Consider the following 19,066-nt stretch of genomic DNA (forward strand, 5'->3'; position numbering starts at 1 on the left):
TGAAATGGGGATGCTTAATTTATATAGAAACCAGGGGTGACATACTGTTTATGACAAAATGGTTTAACGTAGGAAAAATTGTAAATACTCATGGCGTAAAAGGAGAAATTCGTGTGGTTTCTCGTACGGATTTTCCAGAAGAGCGATATAAAGTAGGGAATACGTTATACATATCGAATGAAAAAGGTGGAGAGCCTTTCCCAGTAAAGATTACTTCTCATCGTCAACATAAAACATTTGATTTATTGACATTTGAAGGATATGGGAATGTAAATGAAGTAGAACAGTTTAAAGGTTCTCTTTTAAAAGTGCCTGAAGATCAATTAGGCGAACTAGCTGAAGGTGAATACTACTATCATGAAATTATTGGTTGCAACGTTGTAACGGAAGAAGGAGAAGCGCTAGGGACAATAAAAGAAGTTCTATCTCCTGGTGCAAATGATGTTTGGGTAATTAAACGTCCAAAAGGTCAAGATTTGTTAATTCCTTATATTGATGATGTTGTGCTTCAAGTTAACATTGAGAATAAATTAGTAACCATTCATGTAATGGAAGGGCTACTATAATGAAAATTGACATTTTAACTTTGTTTCCAGATATGTTTACAGGTGTGTTTGGATCTTCAATTTTAAAGAAAGCACAAGAAAAAGAAGCGGTAGAGCTTCGTGTTGTCAATTTCCGCGATTATACAACGAGTAAGCATAATAGTGTGGATGATTATCCGTATGGTGGCGGCGCTGGGATGGTGTTAACTCCTCAGCCTATTTTTGATGCTGTAGAAGATTTAACGAAAGAGACAGAGCGGAAGCCGCGAGTTGTCTTAATGTGTCCGCAAGGTGAAAGGTTTACTCAGAAGAAAGCGGAAGAGCTTGCAGAGGAAGAACATTTAATCTTTGTATGTGGGCATTATGAAGGATATGACGAACGAATTCGTGAACATCTCGTAACAGATGAGATTTCTATCGGTGACTATGTATTAACGGGTGGAGAGTTAGCCTCTATGGTTATAACTGATAGTGTCGTACGTCTCCTTCCAGGAGTACTAGGAAATCATGCTTCACAAGTCGAGGATTCGTTTAGTACAGGTTTATTAGAGCATCCTCATTATACACGTCCAGCTGATTTTCGTGGTATGAAAGTGCCAGATGTATTAATGTCGGGAAATCATAAAAATATTGATGAATGGCGACATAAAGAATCGTTGCGTCGTACGTACACGCGTAGACCGGATTTACTAGAAGAACGAGAATTGTCTAAGCAAGAAAAGAAGTGGCTAGAACAGATTAAAGAAGGCAAATAAGTGCTTGATATATTTTCTATTGCAACAGCCTTAGCAATATGCTATTATAACACTTGTGCTGCTGAAATCAGTAGCCGTATTAACGATGTTCCGCTGTAATTTATTTAGACTTTATAAGAGCATCTGTTTAAAGGAGAGAATTTAATATGCAACAATTAATCGCAGAAATTACAAAAGGCCAATTAAAAACTGACCTTCCTTCATTCCGTCCTGGAGACACTTTACGTGTACACGTAAAAGTAGTTGAGGGAACTCGTGAAAGAATTCAGCTTTTCGAAGGTGTTGTAATTAAACGTCGTGGTGGCGGAATCAGTGAAACATTCACAGTTCGTAAGATTTCTTACGGTGTAGGTGTAGAGCGTACATTCCCAGTTCACACGCCAAGAATCGCGAAAATCGAAGTACTTCGCCGTGGTAAAGTACGTCGTGCTAAGTTATATTACTTACGTAACCTTCGCGGTAAAAAAGCACGTATTAAAGAAATTCGATAAGACATGTATGGGAGCTTGTAAATGCACAAGCTCCCTTTTTCCAATCTATATAAAATTTTGATATAATACGATCAGCTTACATAATCGTGGAGGGGAAAAGCATGAAGAAAGAAAAGAGTTCACTTTGGGAATGGATCAAGGCAATTTTGATAGCTGTTGTATTAGCAGGTGTTATTAGACAGTTTTTCTTTGCGCCAATTCTCGTAGATGGAGTATCGATGGCGTCTACATTACATGATCGCGATCGAATGATTGTTAATAAAATTGGTTATCACATAGGAGATCCGAAACGATTTGATATTATTGTATTCCGAGCAACGGAAGATAAAGATTATATTAAGCGTATTATCGGCCTGCCAGGCGATGAAATAGAGTATCGTAATGATAAACTATATGTTAACGGAAAGGCTTATGAGGAGCCGTATTTAGACAAGCAGAAAAAACAAATTGCTGACGGACCGCTTACATATGATTTCACTCTTGAAGAAATGACAGGAAAGAAAACTGTTCCAGAAGGTCAATTATTTGTTTTAGGCGATAATCGTCGTTTTAGTAAAGATAGCCGTTCGATTGGTACAATTTCAATGGACCAAGTGATTGGAAAGGCAAATATACTATATTGGCCGTTAAAAGATGCTCGTATTGTGAAATAAAAGAAAAAGAAGGTGGCAACATGGTAATTCAATGGTTCCCGGGACATATGGCAAAGGCTAGACGCCAAGTAACAGAAAAATTAAAGTTAATTGATGTTGTAATTGAGCTTGTAGATGCTCGATTACCCTTATCTTCTCGAAATCCGATGATCGATGAGATTATTACACATAAACCGAGGCTTGTTGTTTTAAATAAAGCGGATATGGCAGATGATCGTTTAACAAAGCAATGGATCGCATATTTTAAAGAAAAAGGCCATATGGCAATTTCAATTAACGCACAGGCTGGACAAGGTATGAAGGAAATTGCAGCGGCTTGTAAAGTGTTAGTGAAAGAGAAATTTGATAAAATGGTTGCAAAAGGTATTAGACCGAGAGCGATTCGTGCATTAATTGTGGGGATACCGAATGTTGGTAAATCTACGTTGATTAATAAGTTAGCGAAGAAAAATATTGCTAAAACAGGAGATCGTCCTGGTGTGACAACAGCTCAGCAATGGATTAAAGTTGGGAAGGAAATGGAATTACTTGATACACCAGGTATACTATGGCCTAAATTTGAGGACCAATTAGTTGGATTACGTCTAGCTACGACTGGTGCAATTAAAGATTCTATTTTAAATCTACAAGACGTAGCTGTTTATGCGCTACGTTTTATGGAGAAACATTACCCAGAGCGATTAAAAGAGCGCTATAATTTAAATGACATTCCAGAAGATATCGTGGAGTTATTTGATGCGATTGGAAAAAATAGAGGCTGTTTAATGGGCGGCGGAATGATTGATTATGATAAAACATCTGAACTTGTACTTCGTGAGCTTCGTGGTGGCAAACTTGGAAAAATGACGTTTGAAACACCAGAAGAGTTTGCAGAGCAGACAGAAGATGCAGAAAAAGTAGAAGAAGTATAAGACGTGCGTTTGTACGTCTTTTCTTTTTTGTATATAAAGGGAGTGGCATGAATGCAAAAAGTGACGATTCAAGAGGCGGAACATTTACTACAAGAAATTATGAGTGAAGAGGACGACCGCTTTCAGATATTAATGAAAGATGAGCGAAAAGGGGTACAAAAGCTCATTTCGAAGTGGTATAAACAAAAAGAGTTAGCACAAAAGGAAAAAGAAAAATTTCTAGAAATGTCTAAATATGAAAATGCATTACGTGAAAAAGGTCTCACATATATCGCAGGTATAGATGAAGTAGGTCGTGGACCGTTAGCTGGGCCTGTTGTGACGGCAGCTGTCGTTCTTCCTAAGGATTTTTATATTCCGGGGTTAAATGACTCGAAAAAGTTGAGTGAAGCGAAACGTGAGCGTTTTTATGATGAAATTAAAGCGCAAGCAATTGCAATTGGAGTTGGAATTGTATCACCGCAAGTTATTGATGAAATAAATATTTATCAAGCGACGAAACAAGCGATGTTAGATGCTGTTGCGAATTTATCTTGTACACCACAATATTTATTAATTGATGCGATGAAACTCCCTACACCAATTCCGCAAACATCTATTATTAAAGGTGATGCAAAAAGTATTTCTATTTCAGCTGCATCCATTATTGCGAAAGTAACGAGAGATCGTATGATGAAAGAGCTTGGAGAAAAGTATCCTGCATATGGATTTGAACAACATATGGGATATGGCACAAAACAACATTTAGAAGCGATTGAAGCGCATGGCATATTAGAAGAACATCGAAAATCGTTTGCGCCAATTAAAGATATGATTCAAAAATAAGCTGCGAAAACGCAGCTTATTTTGTATTTTGACATATAAACATTACTATTTTCCAAAAAGAATAAAGCGATTTCAGTTTTCTGACACTTTATTGTAGACAGCGTGCCAATCATCTTATACAATGGCAATGTAATGTTTTTTAAACATTAAAAAACTTTTCGAGTAAAACAGGAAAACAGGGGAGGATGGGACCATGAATATCCATGAGTATCAAGGTAAGGCAGTCCTTAGAAGCTATGGGGTTAGCGTTCCGAACGGGAAGGTTGCATTTACAGTAGAAGAAGCTGTAGAAGCGGCGAAAGAATTAGGAACGGATGTATGTGTAGTGAAAGCACAAATTCACGCTGGTGGACGCGGCAAAGCTGGCGGAGTAAAAGTTGCAAAAAATTTAGATGAAGTTCGTACATATGCAGAGAGCATTTTAGGAACTACACTTGTGACACATCAAACAGGTCCTGAAGGTAAGGAAGTAAAACGCTTACTTATCGAAGAAGGTTGCGATATTAAAAAAGAATATTATGTAGGTCTTGTTTTAGACCGTGCAACTTCTCAAGTTGTTTTAATGGCTTCTGAAGAAGGCGGAACAGAAATTGAAGAAGTAGCAGAAAAAACACCTGAAAAAATCTTTAAAGAATATATTGATCCAGCAGTAGGCTTACAAGGCTTCCAAGCACGCCGAATTGCATTTAACATCAATATTCCAAAAGAGCTTGTAGGACAAGCTGTGAAGTTTATGATGGGCTTATACCGTGCTTTTATCGAAAAAGATTGCTCTATCGCAGAGATTAACCCACTTGTTACAACAGGTGATGGTAAAGTTATGGCATTAGATGCGAAATTAAACTTTGATTCTAATGCTTTATATCGCCATAAGGATATTTTAGAACTTCGTGACCTTGATGAAGAAGATGCAAAAGAAATCGAAGCTTCTAAATATGACTTAAACTACATTCCTTTAGATGGAAATATCGGTTGTATGGTTAATGGTGCAGGTTTAGCGATGGCTACTATGGATATCATTAAACATTACCATGGCGATCCAGCTAACTTTTTAGATGTTGGTGGCGGTGCGACAGCTGAAAAGGTTACAGAAGCATTCAAAATTATCCTTTCTGACAAAAATGTAAAAGGTATCTTCGTTAACATTTTTGGTGGCATTATGAAGTGTGATGTTATTGCAGAAGGTGTTATTGAAGCAACGAAACAAGTAGGTCTTGAATTGCCTTTAGTTGTACGTCTTGAAGGTACAAACGTAGAGTTAGGTAAGAAAATTTTAAATGAGTCTGGCTTAAATATTGTTGCAGCAGAATCTATGGCAGACGGTGCACAAAAAATTGTTTCACTAGTGGGCTAATAGAAAGCGGGGGAGAAAAATGAGCGTATTAGTTAATAAAGATACAAAAGTTATTGTTCAAGGTATTACAGGTTCTCAAGGGTTATTCCACACAAAGCAAATGATAGAATACGGTACGAAAATTGTCGGTGGTGTAACGCCAGGTAAAGGTGGCACTGATATTGAAGGTGTACCAGTATTTGATACTGTAGAAGATGCAGTGAAAGCAACAGGCGCAAACGCTTCAGTTGTATACGTTCCACCCGCTTTTGCGGCTGATGCAATTATGGAAGCAGTTGATGCAGAAATTGATTTAGTAGTATGTATTACTGAAGGAATTCCTGTATTAGATATGGTAAATGTAAAGAGATATATGGCTGGTAAACATACACGTTTACTTGGACCGAACTGCCCAGGTGTTATCACACCTGATGAATGTAAAATTGGTATTATGCCAGGGTACATTCATAAAAAAGGTCATGTAGGTATCGTATCTCGCTCTGGTACATTAACGTATGAGGCTGTACATCAGTTAACACAAGAAGGTATTGGTCAATCTACGGCTGTAGGTATCGGCGGAGACCCTGTTAACGGTACAGACTTTATTGATGCGTTAAAAGCATTTAATGAAGATGAAGAAACACATGCTGTAATTATGATTGGTGAAATCGGTGGTACAGCGGAAGAAGAGGCAGCTGAATGGGTGAAAGCTAATATGACAAAACCGGTTGTAGGCTTCATTGGCGGCCAAACAGCGCCTGCTGGCAAACGTATGGGTCATGCTGGTGCAATCATTTCTGGCGGTAAAGGAACTGCTGCAGAAAAGATTAAAACGATGGAAGCTTGTGGTATTAAAGTAGCGGAAACTCCAGCAGTTATGGGTGAAACGCTAATCTCTGTCTTAAAAGAAAAAGGTCTATTTGAGACTTGTAAAAACTACTAATCTGTTGAAAGACACCTTCTTGCTTGAAGGTGTCTTTTTACAAACTTCTTGTTAACATAATAAAAATTATGGGTAAGGAGAATTGGGATGAAAAGAGAACGATTATTACATCTTCATTACTTGTTAGCAGACCATTGGAAGGCGATAGAGAGGCTATTACATGTCGATCCAGAATTGAAGGAAATATACAGTTTTAATGCAAAACAAATTGAATGTTACACTGGAATATCCTCGAAAAAATCTTCAGAATTAGTAAATTTTCTTCAAAGTTCAAATCTCCCACAATATATATCTTATTTAGAGAAAAATCGATTCTTTTATATGACAATATGGGATGAAGATTATCCAAAATTATTACGTGAAATACAAGATCCTCCCTTTGTATTATATGGAAAAGGAGAAAAAGATTTTCTCAATAAAGTGAATAAATTAGCGGTTGTTGGAACGAGAGAACCGACTTTATATGGATATGAAAGTTTGAAATTTATTTTACATCCATTATTAGAAAAAGAATGGCTTATTGTCAGTGGATTTGCAAGAGGGATAGATGCGATGTCTCATGAAATTACAGTAAGACGGCATTGCCCAACAATTGCGATACTAGGACATGGATTATCGTATATATATCCAAGAGAGAATCGATATTTATATGAAGTGTGGAATGAATATATATTGTTATTAACAGAGTATCCTCCGCACTATGCACCGAAAAAATGGTATTTTCCAAAAAGGAATCGCATTATTAGTGGCATAAGTAAAGGTGTTTTAGTTGTAGAAGCGAAATCAAGAAGTGGAACACTTATTACCGCAGACCTTGCTCTAGAGCAAAATAGAGAGGTATTTGCACTGCCTGGACCTATATTTATAGATAGTGCATCAGGAACAAATCATCTCATTCAACAAGGAGCGAAACTAGTAAGAAATACAGAAGATATACTGGAAGAGATTTTAAATTAACCTTATATTTTTATGTTTTTATTAAACAATTATTGACAAATGGTAGATAGGCACTGTATGGTATATTCATTCTTGATTGACAAAAACAAGAGAAATCAATAAGATTAATGAAGACTTGAATCCACCTCTTAAGGAGGCACTAGCATGTCAGATTACCTCGTAATCGTGGAGTCGCCTTCTAAGGCGAAGACCATTGAGAAATATTTAGGGAAAAAATACAAAGTTGTCGCGTCTATGGGACACGTTCGCGATTTACCTAAAAGCCAAATGGGGATAGAAGTAAAGAACAACTTCACCCCGAAGTATATTACCATTCGTGGTAAAGGTCCCGTCTTAAAAGACTTAAAATCAGCAGCAAAAAAAGCAAAGAAAGTCTATCTCGCGGCCGATCCAGACCGCGAAGGGGAAGCTATTGCTTGGCATTTAGCCAATACGTTAAATGTGGATGTTGAATCAGATTGCCGAGTTGTGTTTAATGAGATTACAAAAGATGCAATAAAAGAATCATTCAAACATCCTCGCGCGATTAACATGAATTTAGTAGATGCACAACAAGCAAGACGTATACTAGATCGTCTTGTTGGTTACAATATTAGTCCTTTATTATGGAAGAAAGTAAAAAAAGGATTAAGTGCAGGACGCGTACAATCTGTAGCAGTTCGTTTAATTATCGAACGTGAAAGAGAAATACAAAGTTTCGAGCCTGAAGAATTCTGGACAATTAAGACAGAATTTGTGAAAGGGAAAGACACATTTGAAGCAAGCTTTTACGGTGTAGATGGTGAAAAAGTTCAATTAACGAATGAAACACAAGTGAATGAAATAATTGAACGGCTGAAAGATAATGCGTTCTCAGTTGAAAATGTAACGAGAAAAGAGCGAAAACGTAATCCAGCATTACCATTTACAACATCTTCCTTGCAACAAGAGGCGGCGCGTAAGTTAAACATGCGAGCAAAGAAAACGATGATGCTTGCGCAGCAATTGTATGAAGGAATTGATCTTGGAAAACAAGGAACTGTAGGTCTTATTACGTATATGAGAACTGATTCAACACGTATCTCAGAAACAGCTCAAACAGAGGCACGTACGTACATTACTGAGGCGTTTGGTACGGAATACATAGGAACAGAAAAGAAGAAAGAAACGAAGAAGTCGAACGCACAAGATGCGCATGAGGCAATTCGTCCTACTTCGGTAATGAGAAAGCCAGAGGAACTAAAGAGTTTCTTAAGTCGTGACCAACTTCGATTGTATAAATTGATTTGGGAGCGATTTGTTGCAAGTCAAATGGCGTCTGCTATAATGGATACTGTGACAGCGAGACTCATTAATAATAATGTTCAGTTCCGTTCAAGTGGATCGGTTGTAAAGTTCCCAGGATTTATGAAAGTGTATGTAGAGTCGAAAGATGATGGGGCTGAAGAAAAGGATAAGATGTTGCCACCTTTAGAAGTAGGGGAAACCGTATTTTCGAAGGATTTAGAACCGAAGCAACACTTTACACAACCTCCGCCGCGCTATACAGAGGCTCGTTTAGTAAGAACACTTGAAGAGCTTGGAATTGGAAGACCGTCGACTTACGTACCGACACTTGAAACGATTCAAAAACGTGGATATGTAGGTTTGGATAATAAACGCTTCGTTCCAACTGAACTAGGTGAAATAGTAATTGAACTTATTTTAGAGTTTTTCCCGGAAATTATTAACATTGAATTTACTGCTAACATGGAGCAAAGCCTCGATGAAGTAGAAGAAGGAAATGCGAATTGGGTAAAAATTGTTGATGATTTCTACGTAGGATTTGAACCGCGTTTAGAAAAAGCGGAAAAAGAAATGCGTGAAGTGGAAATTAAAGATGAACCAGCTGGGGAAGATTGTGAATTATGTAATCACCCAATGGTCTTTAAAATGGGTAAATACGGGAAATTTATGGCTTGCTCGAATTTCCCAGATTGTCGTAATACAAAACCGATTGTGAAAGAAATCGGTGTTACTTGTCCGAAATGTGATAAAGGTCAAATTATTGAACGTCGTAGTAATAAAAAGAAACGTCTTTTCTATGGGTGCGGTACGTATCCAGAGTGTGACTTTGTATCTTGGGATAAGCCGATTGGCCGTAAATGTCCGAAGTGTGAAGGTATGCTAGTAGAGAAGAAGTTGAAAAAAGGCGTACAAGTACAATGTATTTCGTGTGATTATGAAGAAGAACAACAAATGTGAGCGTAACTGCTCACATTTTTTTCGGGAAGAAAAGGAAAGGTGATAAATATATGACAACACAAGTAGTAAACGTCATTGGCGCAGGTCTTGCAGGAAGTGAAGCAGCTTACCAAATTGCAAAACGTGGTGTCCAAGTAAGATTATACGAAATGAGACCGGTAAGGCAAACGCCAGCTCATCACACAAATAAATTTGCAGAATTAGTATGTAGTAACTCGCTTCGCGCAAATACATTAACAAATGCTGTTGGTGTTATTAAAGAAGAAATGCGTTTAATGGATTCTGTTATTATTCGTGCAGCTGATGAGTGTTCTGTACCAGCAGGAGGGGCTTTAGCGGTAGATCGTCATGAATTTGCGGCAAAAGTAACGGAATATGTGAAAAATCATCCGAACGTAACTGTGGTGAATGAAGAAATCACTGAAATTCCAGAAGGTCCTACTGTTATTGCGACAGGTCCACTTACGTCGCCTGATCTTTCTGCGCAATTAAAAGAATTAACGGGTGAAGACTACTTTTATTTCTATGATGCAGCAGCACCGATTGTTGAGAAAGACAGCATTGATATGAATAAAGTGTATTTAAAATCTCGTTACGATAAAGGTGAAGCGGCATATTTAAATTGTCCAATGACGGAAGAGGAATTTGACCGTTTTTACGAGGCTTTAATCGCTGCTGAAACAGTACCTTTAAAAGAATTTGAAAAAGAAATTTTCTTTGAAGGTTGTATGCCGGTAGAAGTTATGGCAAGTAGAGGAAGACAAACACTAGTATTTGGACCGATGAAACCTGTTGGATTAGAAGATCCAAAAACAGGGAAAACGCCATATGCTGTTGTTCAGTTACGTCAAGATGATGCAGCGGGGACGTTATACAATATCGTAGGTTTCCAAACGCATTTAAAATGGGGACCGCAAAAAGAAGTGTTACAGTTGATTCCGGGACTGGAAAACGCAGAGATTGTACGTTATGGTGTAATGCATCGTAATACGTTTATTAATTCACCTAACTTACTTCGTCCAACATACCAATATAAACAACGTGATGATTTATTCTTCGCTGGTCAAATGACTGGAGTAGAGGGGTATGTTGAATCGGCGGCTTCAGGATTGCTAGCAGGTATCAACGCTGCTCGACTTGTAAAAGGTGAAGAGCCGGTTGTATTGCCACCTGTAACTGCAATGGGAAGTATGGCGAATTATATTACTGCGACAAACGCGAAAAACTTCCAGCCAATGAATGCAAACTTCGGTCTGTTTGCACCGTTAGAGAAGAAAATTAAGAAAAAAGCAGAACGTAATGAAGCCTATGCAGCACGCGCTTTAGAAACGATTCGAAATTTTGTAAATATTTAGTTAAATTTCTTGCAAAGGCTACTAAGTTGTGATACGATTTAGTAGCCTTTATTGAGGTGAATTGTGTGAATGTGAAGAAATTGTTACAATTATTCGTTGGATATTTACAAATTGAAAGAAATTATTCAAAATATACAATTGCAAGTTATCAAAATGATTTAGAACATTTTGTGCAATTTATGGAGCGAGAAGGCATATCCTCTTTTTTAGATATTACATACGCGGATGTTCGTTTGTACTTAACGACGTTGCACGATGAAAAGTTAGCCCGTAAATCTGTCGCAAGAAAAGTATCAAGCTTACGAAGTTTATATCGTTTTTTGATGCGTGAAGGTTATCGGAAGGATAATCCGTTTGCACTTGCGTCACTCCCCAAAAAAGAATTGTCAATCCCAAAGTTTTTATATGCTGAAGAATTAGAGGAATTATTTGAAGTTTCTGATACGGAAACCCCGTTAGGTCAAAGGAATCAAGCTTTATTAGAGTTGATGTATGCGACCGGGATCCGTGTGAGTGAATGTGTCAATTTACAACTTACCGATATTGACTTTGCGGTGGGAACAATTTTAGTAATGGGAAAAGGAAAAAAACAAAGGTATATTCCGTTCGGGAGCTATGCACAAGATGCTTTAATTACTTATATAGAGAACGGGAGAAAACAGTTAGCCAAGAAAACTGAAGAACAATCTCATATGGTATTTTTAAATGCGAAAGGCACGCCGCTGACAAGTCGAGGAGTACGCTATGTATTAAATGAACTCATTAAGAAAGCTTCACTGACAATGCGTATAAGTCCTCATATGTTAAGGCATACATTTGCTACACATATGTTAGATGAAGGGGCAGATTTACGTACTGTACAGGAGCTACTCGGTCATGAAAATTTGTCTACGACACAAATTTATACGCATGTCTCTAAAGAAAGATTGCGTTCTGTCTACATGAAGCATCACCCACGGGCATAAATTGCTTTTAAAGCTATAAAAACATATAAAGGAGTTTTTTCTATGGGAAATTTCCACGCTACAACGATATTTGCAGTTCATCATAATGGAGAATGTGCAATGGCTGGAGATGGCCAGGTGACAATGGGAAATGCTGTTGTAATGAAACATACAGCTCGTAAAGTTCGTAAACTTTTTCAAGGGAAAGTTTTAGCTGGTTTTGCAGGTTCAGTTGCTGATGCATTTACTCTTTTTGAAATGTTTGAAGGGAAATTAGAAGAGTATAATGGAAACTTGCAGCGTGCTGCTGTTGAGATGGCGAAGCAATGGCGCGGTGACAAAATGTTACGTCAGCTAGAAGCGATGCTCATTGTCATGGATAAAACAACGATGCTCCTTGTTTCAGGTACGGGAGAAGTGATTGAACCGGATGATGGTATTTTAGCAATTGGATCTGGCGGAAATTATGCGCTTTCAGCAGGTCGTGCTTTAAAACAATATGCAAGTGAACATTTAACAGCGAAGCAAATTGCGAAAGCGAGTTTAGACATTGCAGGCGATATTTGTGTGTATACAAACCACAATATAATTGTGGAAGAATTGTAGAATCGTAAGGGAGGCATTTTATATGCATTTACATTTTACTCCGCGTCAAATTGTGGAAAAATTAGATCAATACATTATCGGTCAAAAGGATGCGAAGAAAGCGGTTGCTGTAGCTTTAAGAAATCGATACCGCCGAAGTAAATTAGTTGAAAATCTACGTGATGAAATTGCACCTAAAAATATTTTAATGATTGGACCGACAGGTGTTGGTAAAACAGAGGTAGCACGACGAATGGCGAAACTCGTTGGAGCACCTTTTATTAAGGTTGAAGCCACGAAATTTACAGAAGTTGGATATGTAGGTAGAGATGTAGAATCGATGGTACGTGACCTTGTGGAAACGTCAGTTCGCATTGTGAAAGAAGAAATGGTAGTAAAAGTACAAGACAAAGCAGAAGAACAAGCGAACCAACGTCTTGTTGAAATTTTAGTGCCGAGTCCGGAGAAGCAATCTGGATTTAAAAACCCATTAGAAATGCTATTTGGTGGCGCTCAAAATTCGAATCAAACAACAGATTCACAGGAAGATGTTGAAATCGAAAAGAAACGTCAAGATGTGGAAAGAAAGCTTGCTGCAGGACTTCTTGAAGATGAAATTGTATCGATTGAAGTGACTGAACAACAGTCTTCCATGTTCGATATGCTGCAAGGAACTGGCATGGAACAAATGGGGATGAATTTTCAAGATGCATTAGGAAGTTTTATGCCGAAAAAAACAAAAAAACGTAAACTTTCTGTAAAAGAAGCAAGAAAAGTCTTGACAAATGAGGAAGCACAGCGCTTAATTGATATGGATGAAGTTACACAAGAGGCTGTTTATCGTGCTGAACAGCTCGGGATTATTTTTATCGATGAAATTGACAAAATTGCTGGTAAGCAGTCGAATAGTGTAGATGTATCACGTGAAGGTGTGCAACGTGACATTTTACCAATTGTAGAAGGATCAAATGTTGCGACAAAATACGGATCAGTAAAAACGGATTATATTTTATTCGTTGCAGCTGGAGCGTTTCATATGTCTAAACCGTCAGATTTGATTCCGGAATTACAAGGGAGATTTCCGATTCGAGTAGAATTAACAAAATTATCGACGGATGATTTTGTTAAAATATTAATCGAGCCTGATAATGCGTTAATTAAACAATATATTGCTTTATTAGCGACTGAAGGTATAGAAATTGAATTTTCAGACGAAGCTATTCGTAAGATTGCTGAGATTGCTTATCAAGTTAATCAGGATACAGATAATATTGGAGCAAGAAGACTTCATACGATTATGGAGAAGCTCCTTGAAGATTTATCGTTTGAAGCATCTGAAATTACGTTAGAGAAAATAACGATAACGCCTCAATACGTTGAGGAAAAATTAGCAACGATTGCTAAAAATAAAGATGTGAGCCAGTTTATTTTGTAATAGTGTCATCAGGTGACTCGCCCTAGTTTCCAAGTGATGAAAAAATATGTGAGTAACATGTAGGAGGAACTTTTGAAATGGAATTATTAGCAAAAACAAGAAAATTAAATGCGTTATTACAGAGCGCAGCAGGAAAGCCTGTAAACTTTAGAGAAATGTCTGACACAATGTGTGAAGTAATCGAAGCGAACGTATTCGTAGTAAGCCGTCGTGGTAAATTACTAGGTTATGCAATTCACCAACAAATCGAGAATGAGCGTATGAAACAAATGCTTGCAGAGCGTCAATTCCCAGAAGAGTATACACAAAGCTTATTCAACATTACAGAAACATCTTCAAACTTAGATGTAAACAGTGCTTACACAGCATTCCCAGTAGAAAATAAAGAATTATTTGGTCAAGGCTTAACTACAATCGTACCGATCGTTGGTGGCGGTGAGCGTCTAGGTACATTAGTTTTAGCTCGTCTTGGTCAAGAGTTCTTAGATGATGATTTAATTCTTGCTGAGTACAGCTCAACTGTTGTAGGTATGGAAATTTTACGTGAAAAAGCAGAAGAAATTGAAGAAGAAGCACGTAGCAAAGCTGTTGTTCAAATGGCGATCAGCTCATTATCTTACAGTGAGTTAGAAGCAATCGAGCACATCTTCGAAGAATTAAACGGAACAGAAGGTTTACTTGTTGCAAGTAAAATTGCTGACCGCGTAGGAATCACTCGTTCGGTAATCGTAAATGCACTTCGTAAATTAGAAAGTGCTGGTGTAATTGAGTCGCGTTCTTTAGGTATGAAAGGAACATACATTAAAGTACTAAACGACAAATTCTTACATGAACTTGCTAAATTAAAAACAAACTAATTTATAAAACTCTTCTCATTTTTTGAGGAGAGTTTTTTTGTATAACAGATTGATGTTGTTCGTACATAGCGTCATAATCGCATTTTTTTGAAAGGCCATGAATTGCATTTCACTTTTTTTGCTTAAAAGAAATGTAGGTTGGTAATACTAGAATTCGAGTATGAACAAAGAAAGTTTTACATTGTTCGCATTTTCGACTTGATTGTAATATTTCAGTATGATATAGTAAGCAGTGGTGTCAGTACAAAGTACACACGTTTACTGATTTAAGTGTTGGTGCTACGTTTGTAGTTTCGCTTAGAGATGAAGTAAACGGAGGATATCAAAAACCATTTAGGAGGAACTATATTATGTCAGTAATTTCTATGAAGCAATTGCTTGAAGCTGGTGTTCATTTCGGACATCAAACTCGTCGTTGGAACCCAAAAATGAAGCGTTACATTTTCACAGAGCGTAACGGTATCTACATCATCGACTTACAAAAAACTGTGAAAAAAGTTGAGGAAGCTTTCAAAGTTATGCGTGACATCGCTGCTGAAGGCGGAGACATCTTATTCGTAGGTACTAAAAAACAAGCACAAGAAGCTATTAAAGAAGAAGCAACTCGTGCTGGTATGTACTTCGTTAACCAACGTTGGTTAGGTGGAACATTAACTAACTTCCAAACAATCCAAAAGCGTATCAAGCGTCTTAAAGACATCGAAAGAATGCAAGAAGATGGTACTTTCGAAGTACTACCTAAGAAAGAAGTTGTTCAACTTAAAAAAGAGTTAGAGCGTCTTGAGAAATTCTTAGGCGGTATTAAAGATATGAAAGGTCTTCCAAGTGCATTATTCGTAGTAGACCCTCGTAAAGAGCGTATTGCAGTTGCTGAAGCACGCAAATTACACATTCCAATCATCGGTATCGTTGATACAAACTGTGATCCAGACGAAATCGATCACGTTATCCCAGCGAACGATGATGCAATTCGTGCTGTAAAACTTCTTACATCTAAAATGGCAGACGCGATCCTTGAAGCAAAACAAGGTGAAGAAACTGTTACTGCGTAACAAAGTTGGAAAGGTGATAAGGGGTTCGGCCTTTTATCACCTTTTTTAAGGTATAAACACCTTTATAAAAGGTATAAATACATATTTTAGGAGGATGAAAAGTATGGCAATCACTGCACAAATGGTAAAAGAATTACGTGAAAAAACTGGCGCAGGTATGATGGACTGCAAAAAAGCTTTAACAGAAACTAACGGCGACATGGAGAAGGCAATTGACTTCTTACGTGAAAAAGGTATCGCGAAAGCTGCTAAAAAAGCAGACCGCATCGCTGCTGAAGGTTTAACTTTCATCGAAACAAACGGTAACGACGGTTTAATCTTAGAATTAAACTCTGAAACTGATTTCGTTGCAAAAAACGAAGGTTTCCAAACATTAATTAAAGAATTAGCTGCTCACCTATTAGCTAAGAAGCCTGCTAACGTTGAAGAAGCTATGGCTCAAACAATGGAAAACGGTAAAAAAGTTGAAGAGCACATCAACGAAGCAATCGCTAAAATTGGTGAAAAGCTTACACTTCGTCGTTTCGAAATCGTATCAAAAACTGATGCAGATGCATTCGGTGCTTACCTACACATGGGTGGACGCATTGGTGTTCTAACAGTTCTTGAAGGTTCTACTGATGAAGCGGCTGCTAAAGACGTAGCAATGCACATCGCTGCAGTTAACCCAAAATACATCGATCGTGATGCTGTAACAGCTGAAGAAGTTGAGCATGAGCGTCAAGTATTAACACAACAAGCATTAAACGAAGGCAAGCCTGAAAAAATCGTTGCAAAAATGGTTGAAGGCCGTCTAGGCAAATTCTTCGAAGAGATTTGCTTACTTGACCAAGCATTCGTTAAAAACCCTGATATGAAAGTTCGTCAATTCGTTGAGTCTAAAGGCGCAACATTAAAAGGATTCGTTCGCTACGCTGTTGGTGAAGGTATCGAAAAACGCGAAGACAACTTTGCTGAAGAAGTAATGAACCAAGTAAAAGGTAGTAACTAATACAGATTAGGGAACACATTGTGTTCCCTTTTTTAAAATAAAGATGTAAGCAATTGGAGGTTCATTATGAGTAAACCGAAATATAATCGTGTCGTTTTAAAGCTAAGTGGAGAAGCTTTAGCTGGCGAGCAAGGATTTGGAATCAACCCAGCTGTTATTAAGTCAGTTGCGGAACAAGTGAAAGAAATTGCAGAACTAGATGTAGAGGTTGCTGTTGTTGTTGGCGGCGGTAACATTTGGCGTGGAAAAATTGGAAGTGAGATGGGCATGGATCGTGCAGGAGCGGATTACATGGGCATGTTAGCGACAGTTATGAATTCATTAGCTCTTCAAGATAGCTTGGAGAACATCGGAATTCAAACTCGCGTACAAACTTCAATTGAAATGCGTCAAGTGGCAGAGCCTTACATTCGTCGTAAAGCAGTTCGTCACTTAGAGAAAAAACGTGTTGTTATCTTTGCAGCAGGTACTGGTAACCCATACTTCTCTACAGATACAACGGCAGCATTACGTGCAGCGGAAATTGAAGCTGACGTAATTTTAATGGCGAAAAACAATGTGGATGGCGTATATAATGCAGATCCATCTATTGACCCAACAGCTACGAAATACGAAACACTTACTTACTTAGATGTATTAAAAGAAGGTTTAGGTGTAATGGATTCTACAGCTTCTTCTCTATGTATGGATAATGATATTCCATTAATTGTATTCTCAGTTATGGAAAAAGGGAATATTAAACGTGCCGTGTTAGGCGAAAATATCGGAACAGTTGTAAGGGGGAAATAAATATGGGACAACAAGTATTGAAGTCTGCAAATGAAAAAATGGAAAAAGCGGTTGCTGCTTATTCACGCGAATTAGCAACAGTTCGCGCTGGTCGTGCAAACGCGTCTGTATTAGATAAAGTACAAGTTGATTACTATGGTGCACCAACACCAGTTGTGCAATTAGCGAACATTACAGTTCCAGAAGCACGTTTACTTGTAATTCAACCGTATGATAAAACTTCTATCGGTGATATCGAAAAAGCAATTTTAAAAGCAGATTTAGGCTTAAACCCTTCTAATGATGGAACTGTAATTCGTATTGCATTCCCTGCATTAACAGAAGAGCGTCGTCGTGATCTTGTAAAAGTTGTGAAAAAATATGCTGAAGAAGCAAAAGTTGCTGTTCGTAACGTACGTCGTGACGGTAACGATGATCTTAAGAAGCTTGAAAAAGCTGGCGAGATTACAGAAGACGATTTAAGAGGATATACTGAAGATATCCAAAAAGAAACAGATAAATATATTGCAAAAGTTGACGAAATCGCAAAAAACAAAGAAAAAGAAATCATGGAAGTGTAATAGCGATACTTTCGCAAATATGACCCTCTTCTTAAGGGGGTCTTTTTACACTTTTAGGCATACGTCTGCTTGTTGGAGGGTATGAATGATGTTTAAAAACTTTCCTTTTTTTAAAGGTAAAAAGGACACATCGTTTGATCATCTCGTTGAAGAAGTGAAAAAAGGATACATCCCAGAACATATTGCCATTATTATGGATGGTAATGGAAGGTGGGCAAAGAGGAGAGCGATGCCTCGTATTGCGGGACATCATGAAGGCATGCAAGTTGTAAAGAAAATCACAAAATTTGCAAGCAAACTTAATGTGAAAGTATTAACTCTTTATGCTTTTTCAACTGAGAACTGGAAAAGACCAAAAAAGGAAGTTGATTATTTAATGAAGCTTCCAGAAGAATTTTTAGGTACATTTTTACCAGAATTGATTGAAGAGAACGTACAAGTCCGTGTAATAGGGCAACAAGATCGTCTTCCTACGCATACACGCAGAGCGATGGAGAAGGCCATGGAAGAGACGAAAGAGAATACGGGATTAATTCTGAATTTCGCGTTAAACTATGGAAGTCGAGATGAAATCGTTTCTGCTGTGCAACATATGATGAAAGATAGTGAGGAAGGAAAAGTTCGTGTTGAAGATGTAAGCGAAGAAATGCTTTCTTCCTACCTAATGACGAGTTCTTTACCTGACCCAGAATTGTTAATCCGTACGAGCGGAGAGCTACGTATTAGTAATTTCATGTTATGGCAAATTGCATATTCGGAATTTTGGTTTACAGATGTGTATTGGCCAGATTTTACCGAGGAACATTTGCTAAATGCGATTACAGACTTTCAGCATAGAGGGCGCAGATTCGGAGGCGTGTAG

General features: G+C 37.8%; 20 protein-coding genes. All 20 read left to right on the forward strand.

Going from position 1 to position 19,066, the window contains the following annotated elements; translation table 11 throughout:
- The first annotated feature begins 50 nt into the window (after positions 1-50).
- The 20 genes from rimM (at position 51) to uppS (ending at position 19,066) form a co-directional block, all read left to right on the forward strand.
- The gene (gene rimM, locus QCI47_RS08705) at positions 51-566 is read left to right on the forward strand and encodes a ribosome maturation factor RimM (RefSeq protein ID WP_000170268.1); all 516 of its coding nucleotides are present in this window, start codon (positions 51-53) and stop codon (positions 564-566) included.
- Complete coding sequence (gene trmD / locus QCI47_RS08710; RefSeq protein ID WP_000686892.1) at positions 566-1,300, forward strand: tRNA (guanosine(37)-N1)-methyltransferase TrmD; 735 nt, start codon at positions 566-568, stop codon at positions 1,298-1,300. Before rimM ends, trmD begins: the two co-directional genes overlap by 1 nt.
- 146 nt (positions 1,301-1,446) lie before the next feature.
- Positions 1,447-1,791, forward strand: coding sequence for a 50S ribosomal protein L19 (rplS, locus tag QCI47_RS08715; RefSeq protein ID WP_001186516.1), 345 nt, complete (start codon positions 1,447-1,449; stop codon positions 1,789-1,791).
- A 101-nt stretch (positions 1,792-1,892) separates the two neighbouring features.
- Complete coding sequence (lepB, locus tag QCI47_RS08720) at positions 1,893-2,444, forward strand: signal peptidase I (protein WP_000711857.1); 552 nt, start codon at positions 1,893-1,895, stop codon at positions 2,442-2,444.
- A 20-nt stretch (positions 2,445-2,464) separates the two neighbouring features.
- A complete protein-coding gene (ylqF, locus tag QCI47_RS08725; protein WP_000236700.1) occupies positions 2,465-3,355 on the forward strand; it encodes a ribosome biogenesis GTPase YlqF in 891 nt (296 codons plus the stop codon).
- A 51-nt stretch (positions 3,356-3,406) separates the two neighbouring features.
- A complete protein-coding gene (gene rnhB, locus QCI47_RS08730; protein WP_001174725.1) occupies positions 3,407-4,180 on the forward strand; it encodes a ribonuclease HII in 774 nt (257 codons plus the stop codon).
- A 193-nt stretch (positions 4,181-4,373) separates the two neighbouring features.
- Positions 4,374-5,534 (forward strand): ADP-forming succinate--CoA ligase subunit beta, encoded by a 1,161-nt coding sequence (gene sucC / locus QCI47_RS08735; protein ID WP_001020785.1) that lies wholly within the window; start codon positions 4,374-4,376, stop codon positions 5,532-5,534.
- Between the two features lie 19 nt (positions 5,535-5,553).
- Positions 5,554-6,456 carry a succinate--CoA ligase subunit alpha gene (sucD, locus tag QCI47_RS08740; protein WP_000115178.1) on the forward strand — a complete coding sequence of 301 codons (903 nt, stop codon included), beginning with the start codon at positions 5,554-5,556 and terminating at the stop codon, positions 6,454-6,456.
- A gap of 87 nt (positions 6,457-6,543) precedes the next feature.
- Positions 6,544-7,413: a DNA-processing protein DprA gene (gene dprA, locus QCI47_RS08745; RefSeq protein ID WP_309422551.1), complete on the forward strand. Its 870-nt coding sequence runs from the start codon at positions 6,544-6,546 to the stop codon at positions 7,411-7,413.
- A 144-nt stretch (positions 7,414-7,557) separates the two neighbouring features.
- The gene (gene topA, locus QCI47_RS08750; RefSeq protein ID WP_001286973.1) at positions 7,558-9,636 is read left to right on the forward strand and encodes a type I DNA topoisomerase; all 2,079 of its coding nucleotides are present in this window, start codon (positions 7,558-7,560) and stop codon (positions 9,634-9,636) included.
- 50 nt (positions 9,637-9,686) lie between these two features.
- Positions 9,687-10,991 carry an FADH(2)-oxidizing methylenetetrahydrofolate--tRNA-(uracil(54)-C(5))-methyltransferase TrmFO gene (gene trmFO / locus QCI47_RS08755; RefSeq protein ID WP_353811749.1) on the forward strand — a complete coding sequence of 435 codons (1,305 nt, stop codon included), beginning with the start codon at positions 9,687-9,689 and terminating at the stop codon, positions 10,989-10,991.
- 65 nt (positions 10,992-11,056) lie between these two features.
- The gene (gene xerC, locus QCI47_RS08760; RefSeq protein ID WP_001101228.1) at positions 11,057-11,956 is read left to right on the forward strand and encodes a tyrosine recombinase XerC; all 900 of its coding nucleotides are present in this window, start codon (positions 11,057-11,059) and stop codon (positions 11,954-11,956) included.
- 42 nt (positions 11,957-11,998) lie between these two features.
- Entirely contained in the window at positions 11,999-12,541 is a 543-nt protein-coding gene (hslV, locus tag QCI47_RS08765) for an ATP-dependent protease proteolytic subunit HslV (protein WP_000526271.1), read from the forward strand.
- 22 nt (positions 12,542-12,563) lie between these two features.
- On the forward strand, positions 12,564-13,955 hold the full coding sequence (hslU, locus tag QCI47_RS08770; RefSeq protein ID WP_309422549.1) for an ATP-dependent protease ATPase subunit HslU: 1,392 nt from the start codon (positions 12,564-12,566) through the stop codon (positions 13,953-13,955).
- Between the two features lie 77 nt (positions 13,956-14,032).
- Positions 14,033-14,812, forward strand: coding sequence for a GTP-sensing pleiotropic transcriptional regulator CodY (gene codY / locus QCI47_RS08775; RefSeq protein ID WP_000421288.1), 780 nt, complete (start codon positions 14,033-14,035; stop codon positions 14,810-14,812).
- Positions 14,813-15,162: 350 nt separating this feature from the next.
- Positions 15,163-15,864 (forward strand): 30S ribosomal protein S2, encoded by a 702-nt coding sequence (gene rpsB, locus QCI47_RS08780; protein ID WP_000111483.1) that lies wholly within the window; start codon positions 15,163-15,165, stop codon positions 15,862-15,864.
- Positions 15,865-15,967: 103 nt separating this feature from the next.
- The gene (gene tsf, locus QCI47_RS08785) at positions 15,968-16,855 is read left to right on the forward strand and encodes a translation elongation factor Ts (RefSeq protein ID WP_001018580.1); all 888 of its coding nucleotides are present in this window, start codon (positions 15,968-15,970) and stop codon (positions 16,853-16,855) included.
- Between the two features lie 66 nt (positions 16,856-16,921).
- Complete coding sequence (pyrH, locus tag QCI47_RS08790) at positions 16,922-17,644, forward strand: UMP kinase (protein WP_000042663.1); 723 nt, start codon at positions 16,922-16,924, stop codon at positions 17,642-17,644.
- A gap of 2 nt (positions 17,645-17,646) precedes the next feature.
- Positions 17,647-18,204, forward strand: a complete 558-nt coding sequence (frr, locus tag QCI47_RS08795; RefSeq protein WP_000531500.1) for a ribosome recycling factor — start codon at positions 17,647-17,649, stop codon at positions 18,202-18,204.
- Between the two features lie 85 nt (positions 18,205-18,289).
- On the forward strand, positions 18,290-19,066 hold the full coding sequence (gene uppS / locus QCI47_RS08800) for an undecaprenyl pyrophosphate synthase (RefSeq protein ID WP_000971301.1): 777 nt from the start codon (positions 18,290-18,292) through the stop codon (positions 19,064-19,066).

This window comes from Bacillus cereus group sp. RP29, from assembly GCF_040459765.1.
Taxonomy (GTDB): Bacteria; Bacillota; Bacilli; order Bacillales; family Bacillaceae_G; genus Bacillus_A; species Bacillus_A paranthracis.

What these genes read in the sequence shown, in the direction of transcription:
- rimM (WP_000170268.1), top strand. Translation starts at nt 51, where the DNA reads ATGACAAAATGGTTTAACGTAGGAAAAATTGTAAATACTCATGGCGTA.
- trmD (WP_000686892.1), top strand. Translation starts at nt 566, where the DNA reads ATGAAAATTGACATTTTAACTTTGTTTCCAGATATGTTTACAGGTGTG.
- rplS (WP_001186516.1), top strand. Translation starts at nt 1,447, where the DNA reads ATGCAACAATTAATCGCAGAAATTACAAAAGGCCAATTAAAAACTGAC.
- lepB (WP_000711857.1), top strand. Translation starts at nt 1,893, where the DNA reads ATGAAGAAAGAAAAGAGTTCACTTTGGGAATGGATCAAGGCAATTTTG.
- ylqF (WP_000236700.1), top strand. Translation starts at nt 2,465, where the DNA reads ATGGTAATTCAATGGTTCCCGGGACATATGGCAAAGGCTAGACGCCAA.
- rnhB (WP_001174725.1), top strand. Translation starts at nt 3,407, where the DNA reads ATGCAAAAAGTGACGATTCAAGAGGCGGAACATTTACTACAAGAAATT.
- sucC (WP_001020785.1), top strand. Translation starts at nt 4,374, where the DNA reads ATGAATATCCATGAGTATCAAGGTAAGGCAGTCCTTAGAAGCTATGGG.
- sucD (WP_000115178.1), top strand. Translation starts at nt 5,554, where the DNA reads ATGAGCGTATTAGTTAATAAAGATACAAAAGTTATTGTTCAAGGTATT.
- dprA (WP_309422551.1), top strand. Translation starts at nt 6,544, where the DNA reads ATGAAAAGAGAACGATTATTACATCTTCATTACTTGTTAGCAGACCAT.
- topA (WP_001286973.1), top strand. Translation starts at nt 7,558, where the DNA reads ATGTCAGATTACCTCGTAATCGTGGAGTCGCCTTCTAAGGCGAAGACC.
- trmFO (WP_353811749.1), top strand. Translation starts at nt 9,687, where the DNA reads ATGACAACACAAGTAGTAAACGTCATTGGCGCAGGTCTTGCAGGAAGT.
- hslV (WP_000526271.1), top strand. Translation starts at nt 11,999, where the DNA reads ATGGGAAATTTCCACGCTACAACGATATTTGCAGTTCATCATAATGGA.
- hslU (WP_309422549.1), top strand. Translation starts at nt 12,564, where the DNA reads ATGCATTTACATTTTACTCCGCGTCAAATTGTGGAAAAATTAGATCAA.
- codY (WP_000421288.1), top strand. Translation starts at nt 14,033, where the DNA reads ATGGAATTATTAGCAAAAACAAGAAAATTAAATGCGTTATTACAGAGC.
- rpsB (WP_000111483.1), top strand. Translation starts at nt 15,163, where the DNA reads ATGTCAGTAATTTCTATGAAGCAATTGCTTGAAGCTGGTGTTCATTTC.
- tsf (WP_001018580.1), top strand. Translation starts at nt 15,968, where the DNA reads ATGGCAATCACTGCACAAATGGTAAAAGAATTACGTGAAAAAACTGGC.
- pyrH (WP_000042663.1), top strand. Translation starts at nt 16,922, where the DNA reads ATGAGTAAACCGAAATATAATCGTGTCGTTTTAAAGCTAAGTGGAGAA.
- frr (WP_000531500.1), top strand. Translation starts at nt 17,647, where the DNA reads ATGGGACAACAAGTATTGAAGTCTGCAAATGAAAAAATGGAAAAAGCG.
- uppS (WP_000971301.1), top strand. Translation starts at nt 18,290, where the DNA reads ATGATGTTTAAAAACTTTCCTTTTTTTAAAGGTAAAAAGGACACATCG.